This is a genomic window from Stella humosa (genome assembly GCF_006738645.1).
Classification (GTDB): domain Bacteria; phylum Pseudomonadota; class Alphaproteobacteria; order ATCC43930; family Allostellaceae; genus Allostella; species Allostella humosa.
Genome location: NZ_AP019700.1, coordinates 2750446 through 2767372 on the forward strand (window position 1 = coordinate 2750446; position 16927 = coordinate 2767372).

Sequence of the window (16927 nt, forward strand, 5' to 3'; positions counted from 1 at the left end):
CTTGAACGCGCCTGAACCGGTATTTTCCGGGGCTTCGTCGCCGTCGCGCGCATCACCTTCTTGCCTTTGTCGAACCCGAGTTGTGAAACTGAGTATATGCTCGGATTATTGCCAGGCCAGCGATGTTCCGCAAGGCGGGTTCGAGGAGACGACCATGACCAGGAGCGATGCGCATTTCACATCCGGCGGAGAGCGCTGCGACGCGTGGCTCTATCTGCCCGACGGACCCGGCCCCCACCCCTGCATCGTCTTCGCACACGGCATCGGGGCGATCCGACAGGTCCGCGTCGGCGCCTATGCGGAGCACTTCACGCGCGCCGGCTATGCGGTGTTCGCGTTCGACTATCGTGGGTGGGGGACCAGCGAAGGGAACGCACGAATCCTCTGCGATATCAGCGGCCAGCACGCCGACATCCATGCTGCCATTGACCATGTGGGGTGCCTCGACATGATCGATCCGGGCAAGGTCGTCCTCTTCGGCACCTCCTTTGGCGGGGGCCATGCCGTGGCCGTCGGGGCGACGCGGCCGGGCCTTGCCGCGGTGATCGCGCAGTGTGCCGTCGTCGATGGTCTGGCGGCCGCCATCAAGGCGCCGCCCGTCCTTGCGTTCCGCTGGATGCTCGCCGGCCTGGCCGATCAGGTGCGCGGGCTCTTTGGTGGCGCACCATACTACATCAAGCTTGCCGCCGAGCCGGGTCAGTTGGCCCTCATGACCGCGCCGGGTGCCGAGGCGAGCTACCAGGCGATGATCGAGGGCCCGTCGCCATGGCGCAATCTCATCGGCGCCCGGTTCGTCCTGCGCATCCCCTTCTACCGCCCGATCCGGCAGGCTAGGCGTATCCAGGCCAAGCTGCTGATGATCGTGACCGACAGGGACGAGATCACCCCGTCCGCGGTCATCGCCAAGGTCGCCCGCCTCGCCCCGCGCGGTGAGGCGGTCCATTTCGACGCCGGGCATTTCGATATCTATTTCGGCGACCTCTTCGACAAGGCGATCATCGCCATGCTCGCCTTTCTGGCGACGACGCCGGCCGCCCCGGTGGCCCATCCTGGATCCGTGATGGGAAGAGCCGCATGACCGCTGCGCAGATGTACCTTCCGCAGGTCCTCAGCTTGGTTGCTCTGTCCTTCCTGACCGGTCTGACGATCCTCGTCACCCGTGCCCTCGACCTCGCGCGAAACCGGCGCTCGCTATCCTTCTACGAGGAGTTCGATGGTCGGGGTGCGCCGCCATCGGTATTGCGGCCAACCCGGCAGCTCGCCAACCAGTTCGAGTTTCCCGTTCTTTTCTATGTGTTGATCGCATTCGCGATAGCCGTCCCGCTGGAGGATCCTCTGATTGCCACGTTGGCATGGTGCTATGTCGCGCTTCGCTGGGCTCACGCCTTGAGCCAAGTCGCATTCAATCGCCTCTACATCAGGACGCCGGTGTTTATGGTCGGCAATCTGGTTCTACTGGCTGCGTGGCTCGTGTTTGCGATAGACGCGCTGGGAACGTGAGCTGGTTGTACCCGCTATGGAGGTTGTCCATCCGAGGCTGGGGAGGGAGGCTGTGGTTGCCGTGCCGGGCCCTCGCATGACGAGTGAAGTCCGCGAAAGCATAAGCATCGTACGCCGAGATGCCGCCATCAGCGGCAGGTGGCATGCGCCAGCTCATTGCGCTGCACGCCGAAGCCGTCACCCATGGCCGGGACCCTTCGACGCCCGCCCGGCATCCACCAGCAACCGGCGCAGCGCCACCCGGTCGATCTTCCCCATCTCGTTGAGGGGCATGGCGTCCAGTTTCACCAAGCGGACCGGGCTGGCCGCCACGCCGAGGGTGGCATGGCAATGGGCCAGCAGGTCCCGCATCCGCACCGGTGATCGCAGCACCACCGCCGCGGTCGCCGCCACGCCGCGGGTGCGATCGGGGATGCCGACGACGGCCACCCCGGCGACCGCGGGGTGGCCCGCCAGGCAGTCCTCGACGTCGGCCGGATAGATCTTCGTGCCGCCCATGACGATGAGGTCGTCCACCCGCCCCTTCAGCACGAGCTGGCCATCCCCGTCGATGATGCCGGCATCGCCCGGATAGAACCAGCCGTCGACAAAGCGGCTCGATGCCCCCGGCACGATGTGCTGGTAATCGTGGGGGAAGAGCGGGCCGCGGAAACGCAGCGTGCCGATCGTCGCTGGCGGACAGGGCCGGTCGTGCTCGTCCACCACCTGCATCTCCATCCCGGCGACCGGCCGGCCGACGCCCGCGGGGTTGCGGCGCACATCCTCGGGCGTGGCCATGGCGAGGGAGCCGACCTCATTGGTGGCGTAGTCGATATAGAGCTCGGACGAGACCCGGCGCAGGATGGCGCGCCGCTCGGCCGGGGCCAGCGGGCCGGTACCGGCGAGGATCCGCATGCCCGGCAGCAACTGCCCGTCCGGGGGTGCGGCGGCCAGGATATGGCGCAGATGGGTCGGCGTCAGTTTCGTCCAGGTGGCGCCGTGACGCCGGGCTGTGGCCACTAGGTCGGCCATGGCGCGGAACGGCTGGGCCAGGACGACCGCGCCACCCCGCAGCAGCGCGCGCTGCGCCCCGCTGCGGCCGACCCCGAACTGGAAGCCGATGACCGCCAGGTACCGGTCCTCCGCGTGCAACGGGAAGCGCGACCAGCCGATGTCGAGGTCGGCCATCTCCAGCGCGTGGGTGCTCATCACCAGCTTCGGCACGCCCCCGGTGGTGCCAGAGGACCGGCCGAGATAGCAGGGAGCGGTCGCGTCCGGCGGCGGCGGCAGGGCGCCCGGATCGGCCGTCATCCAGTCCGGTCCTACCGCAATGGAAGGCACGCTCAACCCCGGCGCCACGGGGGAACCGCCGGAGACGACCAGGTCGGCCGCTGCCCGGGCGATCAGCGCATTGGCGAGCGGAACTGGGTCCTGCACGGACAGCACCAGCACCGGCACGCCCAGCCGATGGCAGGCGAACAGCAGCAGCAGGTCGTCCGCCCGGCCGCCAAGCATCAGTGCCAGCGGCCGTCCCGGACGAACACCGTGCCGCAGCAGCATGGCCGCGATCCCCTCGATCGCGCGGTGGGCGTCCTGGAACGCCAGCGTGCCATCGTTGCCGATGATCGCGGGTGCCAGGGGATGGAGGGCCGCATGCCGGCCGATCGCCGCGCCGAACCATGCCTGTGTCGCTGTCATCGGATGCTCCCACCGGCCAGGGGCGGCCGCTGCCTGATCGCTCGTCCACGACTTGAAACAAGCGTCGGCGCGAAGAGTGCCGCGAATGCCAGAAGGGTGGCCGGCGAAGCAGCAAATAGTGCGCCTCGCCGCCATCGGCCACCGGGTTGCCTCATGGCCCGCCTCTCGACGAAAGCGCGCAATCTGCACTAGGCTTTCCGCCTCCAGGTCGAGCGGGAAGCGGGCGATGTCCTCCATTACCTATGCCGTCGACGCCACCCCACCGGCGCGGATCGTCTGGCTCAACGCGCTGCAGCACATATCGCTCAGCGCCGTCACGCTGGTGTTTCCCCGGATCGTGGCCGAGGCCGCGGGGGCAGACCCGGAAACGATCACGCGCTATGTCAGCCTGGCCATGGTGGCCATGGGGCTGGGCACGCTGATCCAGGCGTACGGGCGGCGCGGCGTCGGGTCGGGCTTCCTGCTGCTGGGGCACTGCACGATCCTCTATGTCCCGTTCGCGGTCGAGGCCGCCCGGACCGGGGGGCTGGGCGCGGTGGCGGGGCTGACGATCGTGGCCGGGCTGACGGAAATGCTGCTGTCGCGCTGCATCCGGCCGCTGCGGCCGTTCATCCCGCCCGAGATCATCGGCGTCGTGATCCTGCTGCTGGGGGCCATGCTGGGCCTGTTCGGGCTGCGGCTGATGCTGGGCATCGGGCCGGGCAGCCAGTCGGGCGCGGTCGAGATGGCGTCCTCGGCCATCACGCTCGCCACCATCATCGGCGTGGCGATCTGGGCGCGGCCGGCCCTGCGGTCGCTGGCGGTGCTGGTCGGCGTCGGGACGGGGTGCGCGGCCTTCGTCCTGATCGCGCTGGCGTCGGGCGGCTTCGCCTCGGCCATTCGCGACGTGGCATTCGTCACGCCGCGCTGGCCGCTCGACCTGCCGTCCTTTCCGGTCGCGTTCCTGCCGGGCTTCCTGATCGGTGCCGTCGCCTGCTTCGTGCGGGCCATCGCCGACCTGACGGCCTGCCAGCAGTTGGCCAACCCCAACTGGAAGGCCCCCGATTTCCAGTCGATCCGCGCCGGCACGCTGGCCGACGGGCTGGGCTGCGTCGTGGCGGGCGTCATCGGCGTGCTCGGCACCAACACCTATTCCGGCAGCGTCGGCCTGGCGGCGGCCAACGGCGTGCTGGCGCGCCGGGTGGGCGTGGCGGCCGGCATCGGCTGGATCGTGCTCGGCCTGTTGCCAGGGGCGGCCAGCATTCTCTACGCGATCCCCGCGGGCATCCTGGGCGCGGCCTGCTTCTACTCCGCCACCTTCACGATCCGCACCGGCATCACGATGCTATCGCAGCGGCTGGTCGACACCCGCCGCACCCTCATCATCGGTGCCGCCATCGCGACCAGCATGCTGGTGGTCGACTCGCACGGGCATGGCCACCTGCCGTTGCTGGTGCAGCAGGTGCTGAACTCGCCGCTCGCGGCCGCCATGCTGCTGGCGCTGGCGCTGAATGCCGTGCTGCGGCTGGGCATTCCCCGCACCGCCATGCTGCGCTGGCTGCCGGCCAGCGGCTTCGACCCCCTCCAGGCGTTCGCGGATGCGCAGGGGCGCGCCTGGGGCGCGCGGGTCGAGTTGATCCAGCGCGCAACCCACTTCCTGGAGGAGTTCAGCCAGCTCGCCCCGCGCTTCGCCGCCCCCGGCCGGGAGATCGAGGTACGCCTGCGCTACGACGATGTCGGTCTGCAGGTCGAACTGCTGTGGCCCGGCGAGCCGCTCGCGACCGGCCGCCCGGACATCGACGCGGACGACGGCTCCCTGCAGGTGGCCCTGATGCGCCACTGGGCCGACGAGATGCGCGCAGCCCCGCTGGAGAACGGGCGCCAGACCTTGATCGCCTATATCGACGACCGCTGACGCGCGCGCCTACGCTCCGGCCGCGCGATCCGCCAGCAGCCGGCGCAGCGCCACCCGGTCGATCTTGCCCATCTCGTTGTGCGGCATCCCGTCCAACGCCACCATCCGCACGGGGCTCTGCGCCGGCCCGAGGATGGCATGGCAATGCGCCAGCAGGTCCTGCGAGGACGCGGGCGATCGCAGGACCACCGCCGCGATGACCGCCATGCCGCGCACGCGGTCTGGGATGCCGACGGCCGCCACCTCGGAAACCGCGGGGTGGCTGGCGAGGCAATCCTCGACATCGGCCGGATAGATCTTCGTGCCGCCCATGACGATGAGGTCGTCCACCCGCCCCTTCAGGACCAGTTGCCCGTCCTCGCCGATGAGACCGGCATCCCCCGGATAGAACCAGCCGTCGGCGAAGCGGCTCGACGCCCCGGGAACGGTGTTCTGGTAGTCGTGGGGGAACAGCGGGCCGCGGAACCGCAGCGTGCCGATCGTCGCCGGCGGACAGAGCCGGTCCTGCTCGTCCACCACCTCCATCTCCATTCCGGCAACGGGCCGGCCGACCCCCTCGGGGTTGCGCTGTACCTCGTCGGGCGTCGCCATCGCCAGGCAGCCGACCTCGTTGGTGCCATAGTCGATATAGAGCTCGGACGAGACCCGGCTCAGGATGGCGCGCCGCTCGGCCGGCGCCAGCGGCCCGGCACCGGCCAGGATCCGCAGGCCTGGCAGTAACTGCCCGTCCTCGGGCGCCGCCGCCAGCAGGTGGCGCAGGTGCGTCGGCGTCAGTTGCGACCAGGTGGCGCGGTGGCGCCTGGCCACCGACAGCAGGTCGCCCATCGACCGGAACGGCAGCGCCAGGATGGCCGCCCCGCCCCGCATCATCGCGCGCTGCGCCCCGCCGCGGCCAAAGGCGAACTGGAAGCCGACCACCGCCAGATAGCGGTCCTCCGCGCCGAGCGGAAAGCGAGACCAGCCGATATCGAGGTCCGCCACCTCCTGCCCGTGGCTGGTCATCACCAGCTTCGGCACGCCGCCGGTGGTGCCCGAGGACCGGACGAGATAGCAGGGCGCGGCGGCATCGGGCGGCGGCGGCAGGCGGCCCGGATCGGCCGCCAGCCAGTCCCGGTCGAGCGTCACGGACGGCACGGCCAAGCCCGGCGGCACCGGCGTCCCGCCGGAGACGACCAGATCGGCGGGTGCGGCCGCGATCAGCGCATTGGCGAGCGGCAACGGGTCCTGGGCCGAGATCGCCAGCACCGGCACCCCCAGGCGATGACAAGCGAAGAGCAGCAGCAGGTCGTCCGTCCGCGCGCCGAGCAGCAGCACGAGCGGCCGCCCCGGACGGATGCCATGCCGCAGCAGCGTCGCCGCGATCCCCTCGATCGCGCGATCGGCCTGCGCGAACGTCAGCGTGCCGTCATCGCGCAGGATCGCGGGCGCCGCCGGCTGGCGGTCGGCATGCCCGGCGATCGCCGCGCCGAACCAAGCCTGTGCCACTGTCATGCGATGCTCCCTGCCGGCCTGGCGCGGCCGTTGCCGACGGTACCTACGACTTGAAGCAGTTCTCCCGGTGCCATTGCAGGAAGTGTGGATGCGGCCGGTCCGCTGCGCGGCTGGGCGGGATTGCACGTCCCGACTTCCGGATGAAGGCCTTTACGCCCTCTGTGTCGTTCGAGCGACGAGAAATCAGGATATCGAGATCGTCTGACAGGCTGATCAAGCCGCGATCGAACATCCAGTGCGCCGTTCCAGAGAGGGCAATGCCATTGCTGACGATATCCGGACCATTCGCCTCGACCGGCCGAATGTGCGCGGCGGCGGCCTCGGCGCGTCCGCCACCATTGATCAGCTTCAGTCCGCTGATCGCGCTCCGCTCGTCGTACGCGCGCAGGACTACGCTTCGGAATATCCGGTCGCGCACGATCCGGGAAGACAGGTAGGTGACGCGCTCGCGGGCCTGTTCGATCTCGAACGGCGTGCGCTCTTCCGCCAATCCAACGGCAAGCGCCGTCTCACCGGTCCGAGGGAGCAAGGAGTGACCATCTTGGATTCCCAAGCCAACGATGCGGGAGAAATCGCTGGATGAAAGTGGGCGCACCGCTGCCTGGGCACGCCCGGAGATGATCCCTCTCTCATTCAGCAGCCCGCGTTCGATCACGCCTTCAGCATCGGTGAAGGGCACCAGGCTGGAGAAGTCGAGATAGCTCCCCGGCGCGATGAGGGCGAGGTACATATTCGGCGCTGTCGGATCGGCAACGACGCTCTCGACCTTGGCTACAGCAAAGTAGCCGCGACTGAGCGGCACCTTCCGCGGCTCGTAATAGATGATCCAGTCACCGACGCAGTCGCGGACCCGCCCGAGATACTGGCGCGGGAACTGATAACGCTCGGCCGGGCTGTCGTCATAGACCGAGTCCGAGCGGTGTATGAAAATGCCGAATCCCATTCAAACCGCCTGCCGCGGCCGACACGGCAGGGGCCGCCCCAGGCAACTGGCCCGGGACAGCCCCTGCCCTTTCAGGCTAGGCCGCGCTCTTCTGTGCCTCGCGGCCCATTTCCGCCCAGACCTCGTCCAGGCCCTTGCGGAAGCGGGCCAGCATCTGGTCGATCTCGTCGGCGGTGATGATCAGCGGCGGCGAGAAGCCGATCGAGTCGCCCATGGCGCGGATGATCAGGCCGTGGGTTTCGGCCGCCTTGGCAACGCGCGGGCCGATCCGCTCGTCGGGGCGGAAGGCCTCCTTGGTCGCCTTGTCGCGCACCAGCTCGATCGCGCCGACCAGGCCGACGCCGCGGACCTCGCCCACCAGCGGATGGTCGGCAAAGCGGCGCAGGCCGTCCTGAAGCACGGGCGCCACCGCGCGGATGTGGGTCAGGATGTCCCGCTCCTCATAGATGCGCAGCGTCTCGACGGCGACGGCGGCGGCCACCGGGTGGGCCGAGTAGGTGAAGCCGTGCCCGAACATGCCGACCTTGGCCGAGTTGTCGGCGATCGCCTGGTAGACCGGGTCGGAGATGGCGATGCCCGAGATCGGCAGGTAGGCCGACGACAGGCCCTTGGCCACCACCAGGATGTCGGGCTGGATGCCGAACGTCTCGGAGCCGAACATGTTGCCGGTACGCCCGAAGCCGCAGATCACCTCGTCGGCGACCATCAGCATGTCGTACTTCTTCACGACCTTCTGGATCTTCTCGAAATAGGTCCGTGGCGGCACCACGACGCCGCCGGCACCCATCACCGGCTCGGCGATGAAGGCCGCACAGGTCTCGGCCCCGCCCTCGGCGATGATCAGCTTCTCCAGGTTCTCGGCCAGGCGGGTGGCGAAATCCTCCTCGCTCTCGCCCGGCAGGGCGCCGCGATAGTGGTGCGGGCAGTCGGTATGCACGACGCCGCCCAGCGGCAGGTCGAACTCGCGATGCAGCGCCGGCAGGCCGGTCAGGCTGCCCGCCATCAGGGTCGAGCCGTGGAAGGCGCGCTGGCGCGACACGAACTTCTTCTTCTTCGGCCGGCCGAGGGCGTTGTTGTAGTACCAGACCAGTCGGATGACGGTGTCGTTCGCCTCGGAGCCGGAATTGGCGAAGAACACCTTCGACATCGGCACCGGCATCAGGGCGAGCAGGCGCTCGGCCAGCTCGATGCCCGGGTCATGCGACTTGTGGTTGTAGATATGGTAGTAGGGCAGCGTGTTGAGCTGGCGGGTGGCGGCATCGGCCAGGCGCTTCTCGCTGAAACCCAGCGAGGCGCACCACAGGCCGGCCATGCCCTCGATATAGTCCTTGCCGTCCTCGTCGAAGACGCGCACGCCCTCGCCGCGGGCGATGACGACGGCGCCCTGCTTCTCGTGGGCGCGGAAGTTCGTCTGGGGGTGCAGCAGCGTCGCGACGTCGCGGCTGCTGGCGGAGTTTCCGGGATTGGCCATCGCTGGTTCCTTCGTGGGCTCTGGGCTTCTTCGCCCAAGCACCGGCTGGCGGGCATGGGCGCGGTCGATCATGGGGCGCCTCGCGGCGCGCAATACCCCTATGTTCCATGCCGACGCCATCGCCATCAATGACCATGTGCCGGGCCGGGTGCGACCGCCCGTCACTCCCGGCCGATTTCAGCCGACGGCGATATCGAAGTGCAGCACGTCTTCGCGTACGCCGAGCTTCTCGTAGAGAGCCACGGCCGGGGTGTCCGGCGGATCGGCCTGAACGAAGATGACATAGGCGCCGCGGGCAGCCGCGATCGCCTTCAAGCGGCCGATCAGGGCCGTCGCCACGCCCCGGCGGCGATGCTCCGCGGCGACGGCCAGGTCATAGATGTAGATCTCGCTCCGCGCCCGCTCGAACTTCGGCAGGACATAGGCGGCAAGGCCGCCCATGACGGTGCCGCCGGAGTCCAGCGCCGCCAGCGCGATGAAGTGGTCGCCCGCCAGCAGCCGGTGGAGGTAGCCGTCGTCCGGCTGGGCCGCCGCGTAGGTCTCGATATCCTCGAATGCGCGACCCATGACCGCCAGAATCTCGCGGAAGCACGCGATGTCGTCAGGGCCGATCTGGCGAATGGTGAAGCTGTCCTCCCGCGGCATCGCCACGCCTCTCGTTTACGTCAATGGATGGCGGGTGGCAGTCCGTCCCCCGCCAGCGCGAGGGTCGCCCCACCCAGCTTGTCTGGGTTGCGCGTGATGTAGACCGCGGTGATGCGGCCGTCCTCGATCGCCAACGCCGTCGTCTGCAGGCGGCCCTTGCCATCCCGGCTGAGATAGCCGGGCAGCCCGTCGATGCGAGCAGGCCGGATGAACACCGGCCCCTGATCCTGCCATTTGCGGCGCAAACCGACATAGAGTCGCAGCACCCGATCCAGGCCCACGATGGGGTTCCGAAAGGCCACGACCTTGCCGCCGCCGTCCGAGCGGATCACGACCGTCTCGGCCAGCATCGTGCGCAAGGCTGCGACGTCGCCGGTGGTGGAAGCGGTGAAGAAGGCGCGCGCCATCCGGTCCCCCTCCTCCGGCGCGACCGGGTAGCGCGGCCGGGCCGCCTGCACATGCCGGCGCGCGCGGACGGCCAACTGGCGCACGGCCGCGGCATCGCGGTCCAGCGTCGCAGCCACCTCGTCCAGCGGCACGTCGAACACGTCATGCAGCAGGAAGGCCGCGCGCTCCAACGGCGACAGCCGCTCCAGCGCCAGCATCAACGTCAGGGTCAGTTCATCGAGCGCCATGGTCTCCTCGGGCGGCTCGACGATCGGCTCGGGCAGCCAGCTTCCCACATAGGTCTCCCGCTGCGCGCGGGCCGACTTCATGGCATCGAGGCATAGACGCGTGACCGTGCGGCCGAGGAAGGCGGCCGGCTCTCGCACTGTGGCGACGTCGACCGACTGCCAGCGCAACCAGGCGTCCTGGACGATGTCCTCGGCCTCGGCCATGGAACCCAGCATACGGTAGGCAAGGCGCACGAGCCGCGGCCGCTGGGCCTCGAACGCCGCCGTCGGCGGGCTCTCCATCACGCCCTCCATCGCGAAAGCCCTCCGTCGGAGCCAGGCATGCCCGCGGCCTTCGATCCCATGCGCCCGGTACTGCCGATGCATATCCTCTTCATGCGCTGCCTTCTTAGCCGCCCCCCGGCATGGACGAGGCAGCGTGCCGGCGTGTGACATGCGCCCGCGGAATCCAGTATCCGATTGCGCCAAATCGGCTATAGGATTTTCGCGTCATGATCACCTCATGCATAACCTCGGGCATTCGGGAAAACGGGATGGCCACTCGACTGTTCAGTGCCGGGCTGCTGCTGGCTTGCGGAATCGTTGCAACGCCCACCATCGCCGCCGCGCAAAGCTTCGCGATGACCACGGTGGTGACCAATGCGACCACGACAAAAGTCTATGCCGGCGTTCAAAATATAAAATTTCATGAAATAGATGGGGTCGGGTCGACCAACAACAGTGCGACCATTTACCCCAAGATCAGCGTCGACCTGTTCAGCACGGCCCATAATGTCTATCAGGTGGATTTCGAAAGCATGGAAGGATCGCACATCAATTATTGTCAAGTCCATATCCAGGCATGGGCCAAGCATACCTTCTTCGGCGGCTACGAGGTCACCGGCTGTCAGTCCGAAGTGAAGTCGGTGGGGCAAGACAGGCGCTGCGAAGCCATCTCGCCCACACCATCCGCCGGCGGCTGCTTGTTCCAGATCACGCTGCGGTAGCGTTGCCCTCAAAGGCGGCTCGGGTCACAAGCTTCTCGGGTCACAAGCTTCTCGGGTCACGGGCATCTCGGGTCACGGGCCGGTCTGGTCGGCCACGGCGATATAGCCGATCGGGTCCTCGGCCGGCGGCCGGGCAGTCTGCTCGCCCAGCGGCCGCTGCAGGTAGACGATGTCGACCCAGCGGCCGAACTTGACGCCGACCCGCAGTGCCTGGCCGATCGTGCGGAAGCCCAGCCTGGCATGCAGGCGCAGCGACGCCTCGTTGCCGCTGTCGCCGACCACCGCCATCATCTGGCGATAGCCCAGCGCCGTGCAGCCGTCGATCACCGGCTGCAACAGCCGGGCGCCGACGCCGCGGCCGATGCAGTCCTCCGCCACATAGATGGAATCCTGCACCGTGAAGCGATAGGCCGAGCGGGGGTTGAAGGGGCTGGCATAGCAATAGCCCACGACTCGCCCGTGCAATTCCGCCACTCGCCAGGGCAGGCCGCGGGCGCGGACATGGTGATAGCGCCGCTGCATCTCGTCGGCACTCGGCGGCACCTCCTCGAAGCTCGCAAGCCCGGTATGGACGTGGTGGGCATAGAGGGACGCGATGGCCGGGAAGTCGCCGGCGACGGCGTCGCGGATGATCGGATCGCTCATGAAGCCCTCCGGGTCTGGGCCGACAGGCTGAAGGCGGTCGCGAGCAGGAGCAAGGCCACGGCCACCAGTTGGAGCGCGCCCGGCCGCTGGCCATCCAGCAGCACGCCCTCGCCCAGCGCGATGACCGGGCAGACGAAGGCATAGGTCGAGACGCGCGCCGCATCCCATCGGGCCAGCAGCATCAGATAGACCGAGCCGCCGATGACCGAGCCAGCCGCCGCCAGGAAGGCCAGGTTGGCGAGTGCGGCCGGCCTGGTAAGTGCCGCCAGCGTGTCGGCATTCACGGGCTCGATGGCCAATGCTGCCGCCGCCAGCAGGATGCCGCCCGCCAGGCTCTGCCAGCCGGCCAGCGCCACCGGGTCGGCGACCGGCCGCCCCTTGGTCAGGATGCCACCCCAGGCATAGCAGACCGCCCCGGCCGCGATCGCCAGCATGCCGCCGACGGCGCCGCTGCCGGCGCGTGGGCCGAACATCAGCGCCAGGCCGGCGGCACCCGCCACCACGGCCGCCACCGCCGGCGCCGACCAGCGCGACTGGCCGTGCGCCACCGCCAGCAGCAGCGTCGCCGTCGGCACCGTCGCCAGGTTGATGACCGAGGCGATGCCGCTGTCGACCCGCGCGATGCCCCAGGCCATCAGCCCGTAGTTGATCGCGACCATCAGCAGGGCGCCCGGCACCAGCGTCGCAAGCGGGACCGCCAGCCGCCCGCGCCATGCGGCCCAGGCCAGCAGCGGCACCGCCGCCAGCAGGAAGCGCGCGGCGGCAAAGGTGACGGGGGGTGCCGTCGCCACCCCGATCTTCAACGACAGCCAGGTGGAGCCCCAGGCGAAGCAGAGCAACGCGAACAGGAGCGCTGCGGTAAGGTCGAACGGGCGGGCAGCGGCAGGAGTGCTCATGCTGCACAGCATTTCGACCCAGCCAGCGCGGCGCAAACCAGATATTCTGGGCCGCGAGCAATAGCTGGGCTGATTCTGATGACCCGCAGACTGCCGCCGCTGGGCGCGCTCCGCGCCTTCGAGGCCGCGGCGCGCCATGGCAGCTTCACCGTCGCGGCCGCCGAACTGGCGGTGACGCCCGGCGCCATCAGCCAGCAGGTGAAGGGGCTGGAAGACCATCTGCGGATGGCGCTGTTCGAGCGTCGGCCCCAATCGTTGACCCTGACCGCGGCCGGGCGTGCCTATGCCCCGGCACTGACCGATGCCCTGGATGCCATCGCGGCCGCGACGCGGCGCCTGGCGGGGCCGCTGGATCGCACGGTATTGACCGTGGCCCTGCCTACGCTCTTCGCGGTCGGCTGGCTGCTGCCGCGCCTCGATCGCTTCCATGCCGCCCATCCGGCGATCGAGTTGCGCCTGCGCAGCAGCCATCGCGAGGCCGAGCCCGGCACGGACGGAGTCGATGCCGCCATCCGCCATGGCCGTGCCGGCTGGGGGGCAGCCGCCTGCACCTATCTCTTCAACGATGCCCTGGTGCCGCTGTGCAGCCCGGCCTATGCGCCGGCCCGGCTGCCGCCGCTGGCCGGGCACACGCTGCTGGTGGCGGAGACGGCGGCCGATGCCTGGCCGGCCTGGCGCGCCGCCGCCGACACCGTCGACGAGCCGGCCCGCACGTTGGTATTCGGTGACGAGGGCCTGGTGATCCAGGCCGCGCTGAACGGCCTCGGCATCGGTCTGGTCGACCGCCGGTTGGCCGAGGAACCGTTGCGCGAAGGCCGGCTGGTCGCCGCCGGCGATGCCCCGCCGCTGATGCGGGGCACCGCCTGGTACTTGGTCACGCCGGCCGACCGCGGCGGCGACGGGCCGGTCGCGACCCTCGCCGGCTGGCTGCTGGCGGAGGCGGACGGTCCGACGCTATGAGGCCCTACCGCCGTGCCGCCAGCACGGCCGCTGCGTCCTCCAGGCGCAGCACCGCCTGGGTCCCGTCCCGTTCGCGCAGCGTGACCGTGCCGGCCGCGGCTTCGCGGGCGCCGACGATGGCCATCACCGGCACCTGCTCGTCATGGGCGACGACGATGCGCCGGGCGAGACTGTCGTCGCCGGCGGACAGGACCGCGCGCACGCCCGCCGCCGCGAAGCCATCGACGACCGTGGCGGCATAGCCCGCCTGCTCGCGGGCGATCGGGGCGACGGCCACCTGCTCGGGCGCCAGCCAGAAGGGCAGCGCGCCCCCGTGATGCTCCAGCAGCATGGCGATGAAACGGCCCATGGAGCCGAAGACCGCGTGATGGATCATCACCGGCACCACCGCCGATCCGTCGGGCGCGACATAGCTCGTGCCCAGCCGGCCCGGCAGGACCCGGTCGAGCTGCACCGTACCGCATTGCCACGACCGTCCCAGGCGGTCGCGCAGCGCGAACTCCAGCTTGGGCCCATAGAAGGCGCCCTGCCCGGCCGCGATCGTGAAGTCGAGGCCGTTGGCGCGCGCGGCTTCCGCCAACCCGGCCTCCGCCCAGTCCCAGTCGGCATCGGAGCCGGCGCGCAGGGGCGGCCGCGTCGACAGGGCCACGGCGCAATCGGCGAACCCGAGTTCGGCATAGACGCGCCGCAACAAGCCGACGAAGCGGCTGACCTCCGCCTCCACGTCGGCCTCGCGGCAGAAGACATGGGCATCGTCCTGTTCGAAGGCGCGCGTGCGCATCAGGCCGTGCATCGACCCGGACGGCTCGTCGCGATGGCAGGCGCCGAACTCGCAGAAGCGGACCGGCAGCTCGCGCCACGATCGCCGCCGCCGGTTGAATATCTGCAGGTGGCCGGGGCACGACATCGGCTTCAGCGCCATCTGCCGGCCGTCGCCGGCATCGACGACGAACATGGCGTCGCGGAATTTCTCCCAATGCCCGCTGCGCTCCCACAGGTCGCGCGGCAGGAGTTGGGGCGTGCGCACCTCGGCATAGCCCAGGCGGCGGAGCTGGCCGCGGATATAGTCCTCCAGCAACCGGTACACGGCATAGCCGCGCGGGTGCCAGAAGACCATTCCGGGCGCATCGTCCTGGATGTGAAACAGGTCGAGCCTGTTGCCGAGGCTGCGATGATCGTGCTGGTCCATATGCTCGTTCCTCTGCGGGTGGGCAGGGCACGGGACACGATCTCGAAGGCTGGCAAGAGAAAGGCCCCGTCCGTCGCCGGCGGGGCCCTTGCTGGTGGAAGCGGCTGCTCTCAGCCCGCGCGACCAGGGGACGACCCGCCGTTGGCGGTCGTCGTGGTAGTAGCGGCGAAGATGCGGAACGCGTCCATGCGGCCGATCTATCCTCGCCGGCCGGCGATCGTCAAGCCCGGCGGGAGGACGTTGCCTGCATCCACTGGCCCTCTTGCCAAGCATCGTGTAGTTCGGATCGGCCCATCCCCGGGGTCCCGTCCGATCCGCCGCCATCCTCGCCACGACAGGTACCGATGTCCTTGACCGCATACGGGCGCCACATCCTCGACCGGATTCCCGCCGATGCCGCCCTCGTCGTCCATTACGGCACCGATCCGGAGTTGGCGCAGGCCTTCGCCCGCATCAACCCCGACGCCGTCTGGCTGCCCTGGAGTGCCGCGGCGGACTTGGCCCCGCGTTCGGCCGGGGCGGTTCTGATCAATGGCGACATGCCCGCGGGTGCCGACGGCGACGCAATCCTGGCGCGCGCGGTCGAACTGCTGGCCGAGGGAGCCATGCTCCTGGCAGTCGCGCACTCGGCCGACTTCCACGGTGTGCGCGCAGCCGAGATGGCCGGCATTCCGGTCTCGCCGGGGCTGCGGCGGCCCGAAGCGATGATCGCCACGGTCGAGGGTGCCGGCGCCACCATGTGCCAGGTGATCTCGCTCGAGAACGACACGGCCGGGGCCAAGGCGTTCGCCGAGGCACATCCCGACACCATGACCGAGGTGCCGCCCGACCTGCGGGTCGCCCGCCTCGGCAGCCGCCGCTTCCTGCTGGAGGCGACGCGCGGCCCGCTGCCCACGCCCATGTTCATCTATGCCCGCATGCGCGATGCCAAAGTCGGCGCCAACGGTGCCATGGCCGAGGTGCGGGTCGCGCGCCCGCTCCGCTTCCTGTCGGCCATCCCGAATGTGCGGATGGTGCCCGAATACGACCCGACGCCGATGCGCCCGCCCCAGCGGCCGCGCGCCATCTTCCTCTACCAGCGCCCGATCCTGCGCCGGCCGCCCGGTATCGAGTTGCTGAGGGCCCTCATCCAGCGGCAGTATCTGGTCGTCATGGAGTTCGACGATCATCCCAGCTACTGGGCCGACATCGCCGAGCATGACTACCTGACTTTCGCCGGCGCCCATGCCGTGCAGACATCGACCGAGCCGCTGGCCCAGGTGCTGCGCCAGTACAACCCCTATGTCGGCGTCTTCCGCAACGATGCCGCCGAACTGCCGCCGCGCCGCGCGCCACGCCCGCCGCCCAGCGCGGAACACCCGTTGCGGATCTTCTATGGCTCGCTCAACCGCGCGGATTCGATGCGGCCGCTGATCGACGGCATCAACCGGCTGCTGCGACGCACCAAGGTGCCGATCCACTTCACGGTGCTGGCCGACGAACGCTTCCACGACCAGCTTGCCACCCGGCGCAAGGACTACAGCGCCATGGTGGACCATGTCCGCCACCGCCAGATGGTCGACGAGGCCGACATCGTCCTGCTGCCGCTGGCCGACACGGAATTCAACCGCTGCAAGTCCGACCTCAGCTTCGTCGAGGCCTCGGCGCGCGGCGCGGTCGTGCTGGCCAATCCGGTCGTCTACGGGCCGTCGATCGTCGACGGCGTGACAGGCATGCTGTTCACCACGCCCGAGGAATTCGAAGCCAAGCTGGCGCTTCTGGTGGAGAACGGCGCCCTGCGCCAACGGCTGGCCGCGAATGCCCATCACTATGTCCGCAGCCAGCGCATGCAGAAGAACCAGTTCCGCAGCCGCTGGCAGTGGTACCAGTCGCTGCTCGATCGCAAGGAAGAGTTGGACCGGGCCGTTCGCGAACGCATTCCGGAGTTCCGCGACCTGTAGACGCAAGGCCGGCGCTTGGAAAAGCATGCGCGCTTCCGTCACAATGGTGCCAGCC

The 16927-nt window shown here is 69.3% G+C and carries 15 protein-coding genes; 6 read left to right on the top strand and 9 right to left on the bottom strand.

The features are described 5' to 3' along the window. The first annotated feature begins 1 nt into the window (after nucleotide 1). Both STVA_RS12890 and STVA_RS12895 read left to right on the top strand, forming a co-directional pair. Nucleotides 2-1078 (top strand): alpha/beta hydrolase, encoded by a 1077-nt coding sequence (locus tag STVA_RS12890; protein WP_142235757.1) that lies wholly within the window; start codon nucleotides 2-4, stop codon nucleotides 1076-1078. Beyond that, complete coding sequence (locus tag STVA_RS12895) at nucleotides 1075-1500, top strand: MAPEG family protein (RefSeq protein WP_123688337.1); 426 nt, start codon at nucleotides 1075-1077, stop codon at nucleotides 1498-1500. Before STVA_RS12890 ends, STVA_RS12895 begins: the two co-directional genes overlap by 4 nt. 177 nt (nucleotides 1501-1677) lie before the next feature. Here the strand turns inward: STVA_RS12895 and STVA_RS12900 are convergent, their stop codons facing one another. Beyond that, nucleotides 1678-3177 carry a class I adenylate-forming enzyme family protein gene (locus STVA_RS12900; protein WP_170216319.1) on the bottom strand — a complete coding sequence of 500 codons (1500 nt, stop codon included), beginning with the start codon at nucleotides 3175-3177 and terminating at the stop codon, nucleotides 1678-1680. Between the two features lie 226 nt (nucleotides 3178-3403). Between STVA_RS12900 and STVA_RS12905 the strand changes: the two genes are divergently transcribed. After that, on the top strand, nucleotides 3404-5071 hold the full coding sequence (locus tag STVA_RS12905) for a solute carrier family 23 protein (RefSeq protein WP_170216320.1): 1668 nt from the start codon (nucleotides 3404-3406) through the stop codon (nucleotides 5069-5071). A 9-nt stretch (nucleotides 5072-5080) separates the two neighbouring features. On the opposite strand, the gene STVA_RS12910 is transcribed toward STVA_RS12905, so the two are convergent. The 5 genes from STVA_RS12910 to STVA_RS12930 form a co-directional block, all read right to left on the bottom strand. Beyond that, entirely contained in the window at nucleotides 5081-6562 is a 1482-nt protein-coding gene (locus tag STVA_RS12910) for a class I adenylate-forming enzyme family protein (protein WP_123688340.1), read from the bottom strand. 43 nt (nucleotides 6563-6605) lie between these two features. Next, nucleotides 6606-7505 (bottom strand): HNH endonuclease, encoded by a 900-nt coding sequence (locus STVA_RS12915; RefSeq protein ID WP_123688341.1) that lies wholly within the window; start codon nucleotides 7503-7505, stop codon nucleotides 6606-6608. A 76-nt stretch (nucleotides 7506-7581) separates the two neighbouring features. Continuing rightward, nucleotides 7582-8976: an aspartate aminotransferase family protein gene (locus STVA_RS12920; RefSeq protein WP_123688342.1), complete on the bottom strand. Its 1395-nt coding sequence runs from the start codon at nucleotides 8974-8976 to the stop codon at nucleotides 7582-7584. A gap of 177 nt (nucleotides 8977-9153) precedes the next feature. Next, entirely contained in the window at nucleotides 9154-9621 is a 468-nt protein-coding gene (locus tag STVA_RS12925; protein WP_123688343.1) for an AAC(3)-I family aminoglycoside N-acetyltransferase, read from the bottom strand. A gap of 20 nt (nucleotides 9622-9641) precedes the next feature. Next, entirely contained in the window at nucleotides 9642-10538 is an 897-nt protein-coding gene (locus STVA_RS12930) for a sigma-70 family RNA polymerase sigma factor (protein ID WP_123688812.1), read from the bottom strand. 251 nt (nucleotides 10539-10789) lie between these two features. Here STVA_RS12930 and STVA_RS12935 point away from each other — a divergent pair, with 251 nt between their 5' ends. Next, complete coding sequence (locus STVA_RS12935) at nucleotides 10790-11242, top strand: hypothetical protein (RefSeq protein WP_123688344.1); 453 nt, start codon at nucleotides 10790-10792, stop codon at nucleotides 11240-11242. Nucleotides 11243-11314: 72 nt separating this feature from the next. On the opposite strand, the gene STVA_RS12940 is transcribed toward STVA_RS12935, so the two are convergent. Then, nucleotides 11315-11887, bottom strand: a complete 573-nt coding sequence (locus STVA_RS12940) for a GNAT family N-acetyltransferase (protein WP_123688345.1) — start codon at nucleotides 11885-11887, stop codon at nucleotides 11315-11317. Then, the gene (locus STVA_RS12945) at nucleotides 11884-12783 is read right to left on the bottom strand and encodes a DMT family transporter (protein ID WP_170216321.1); all 900 of its coding nucleotides are present in this window, start codon (nucleotides 12781-12783) and stop codon (nucleotides 11884-11886) included. Before STVA_RS12945 ends, STVA_RS12940 begins: the two co-directional genes overlap by 4 nt. Nucleotides 12784-12861: 78 nt before the next feature. Here STVA_RS12945 and STVA_RS12950 point away from each other — a divergent pair, with 78 nt between their 5' ends. Beyond that, entirely contained in the window at nucleotides 12862-13743 is an 882-nt protein-coding gene (locus STVA_RS12950; protein ID WP_123688348.1) for a LysR substrate-binding domain-containing protein, read from the top strand. 4 nt (nucleotides 13744-13747) lie between these two features. Here STVA_RS12950 and thrS read toward each other — a convergent pair whose 3' ends face one another. Then, entirely contained in the window at nucleotides 13748-14932 is a 1185-nt protein-coding gene (thrS, locus tag STVA_RS12955; RefSeq protein WP_197735864.1) for a threonine--tRNA ligase, read from the bottom strand. 344 nt (nucleotides 14933-15276) lie between these two features. On the opposite strand from thrS, the gene STVA_RS12960 reads away from it, so the two are divergent. Beyond that, on the top strand, nucleotides 15277-16872 hold the full coding sequence (locus STVA_RS12960) for a glycosyltransferase family protein (RefSeq protein WP_123688350.1): 1596 nt from the start codon (nucleotides 15277-15279) through the stop codon (nucleotides 16870-16872). The last annotated feature ends 55 nt before the right edge of the window (nucleotides 16873-16927 follow it).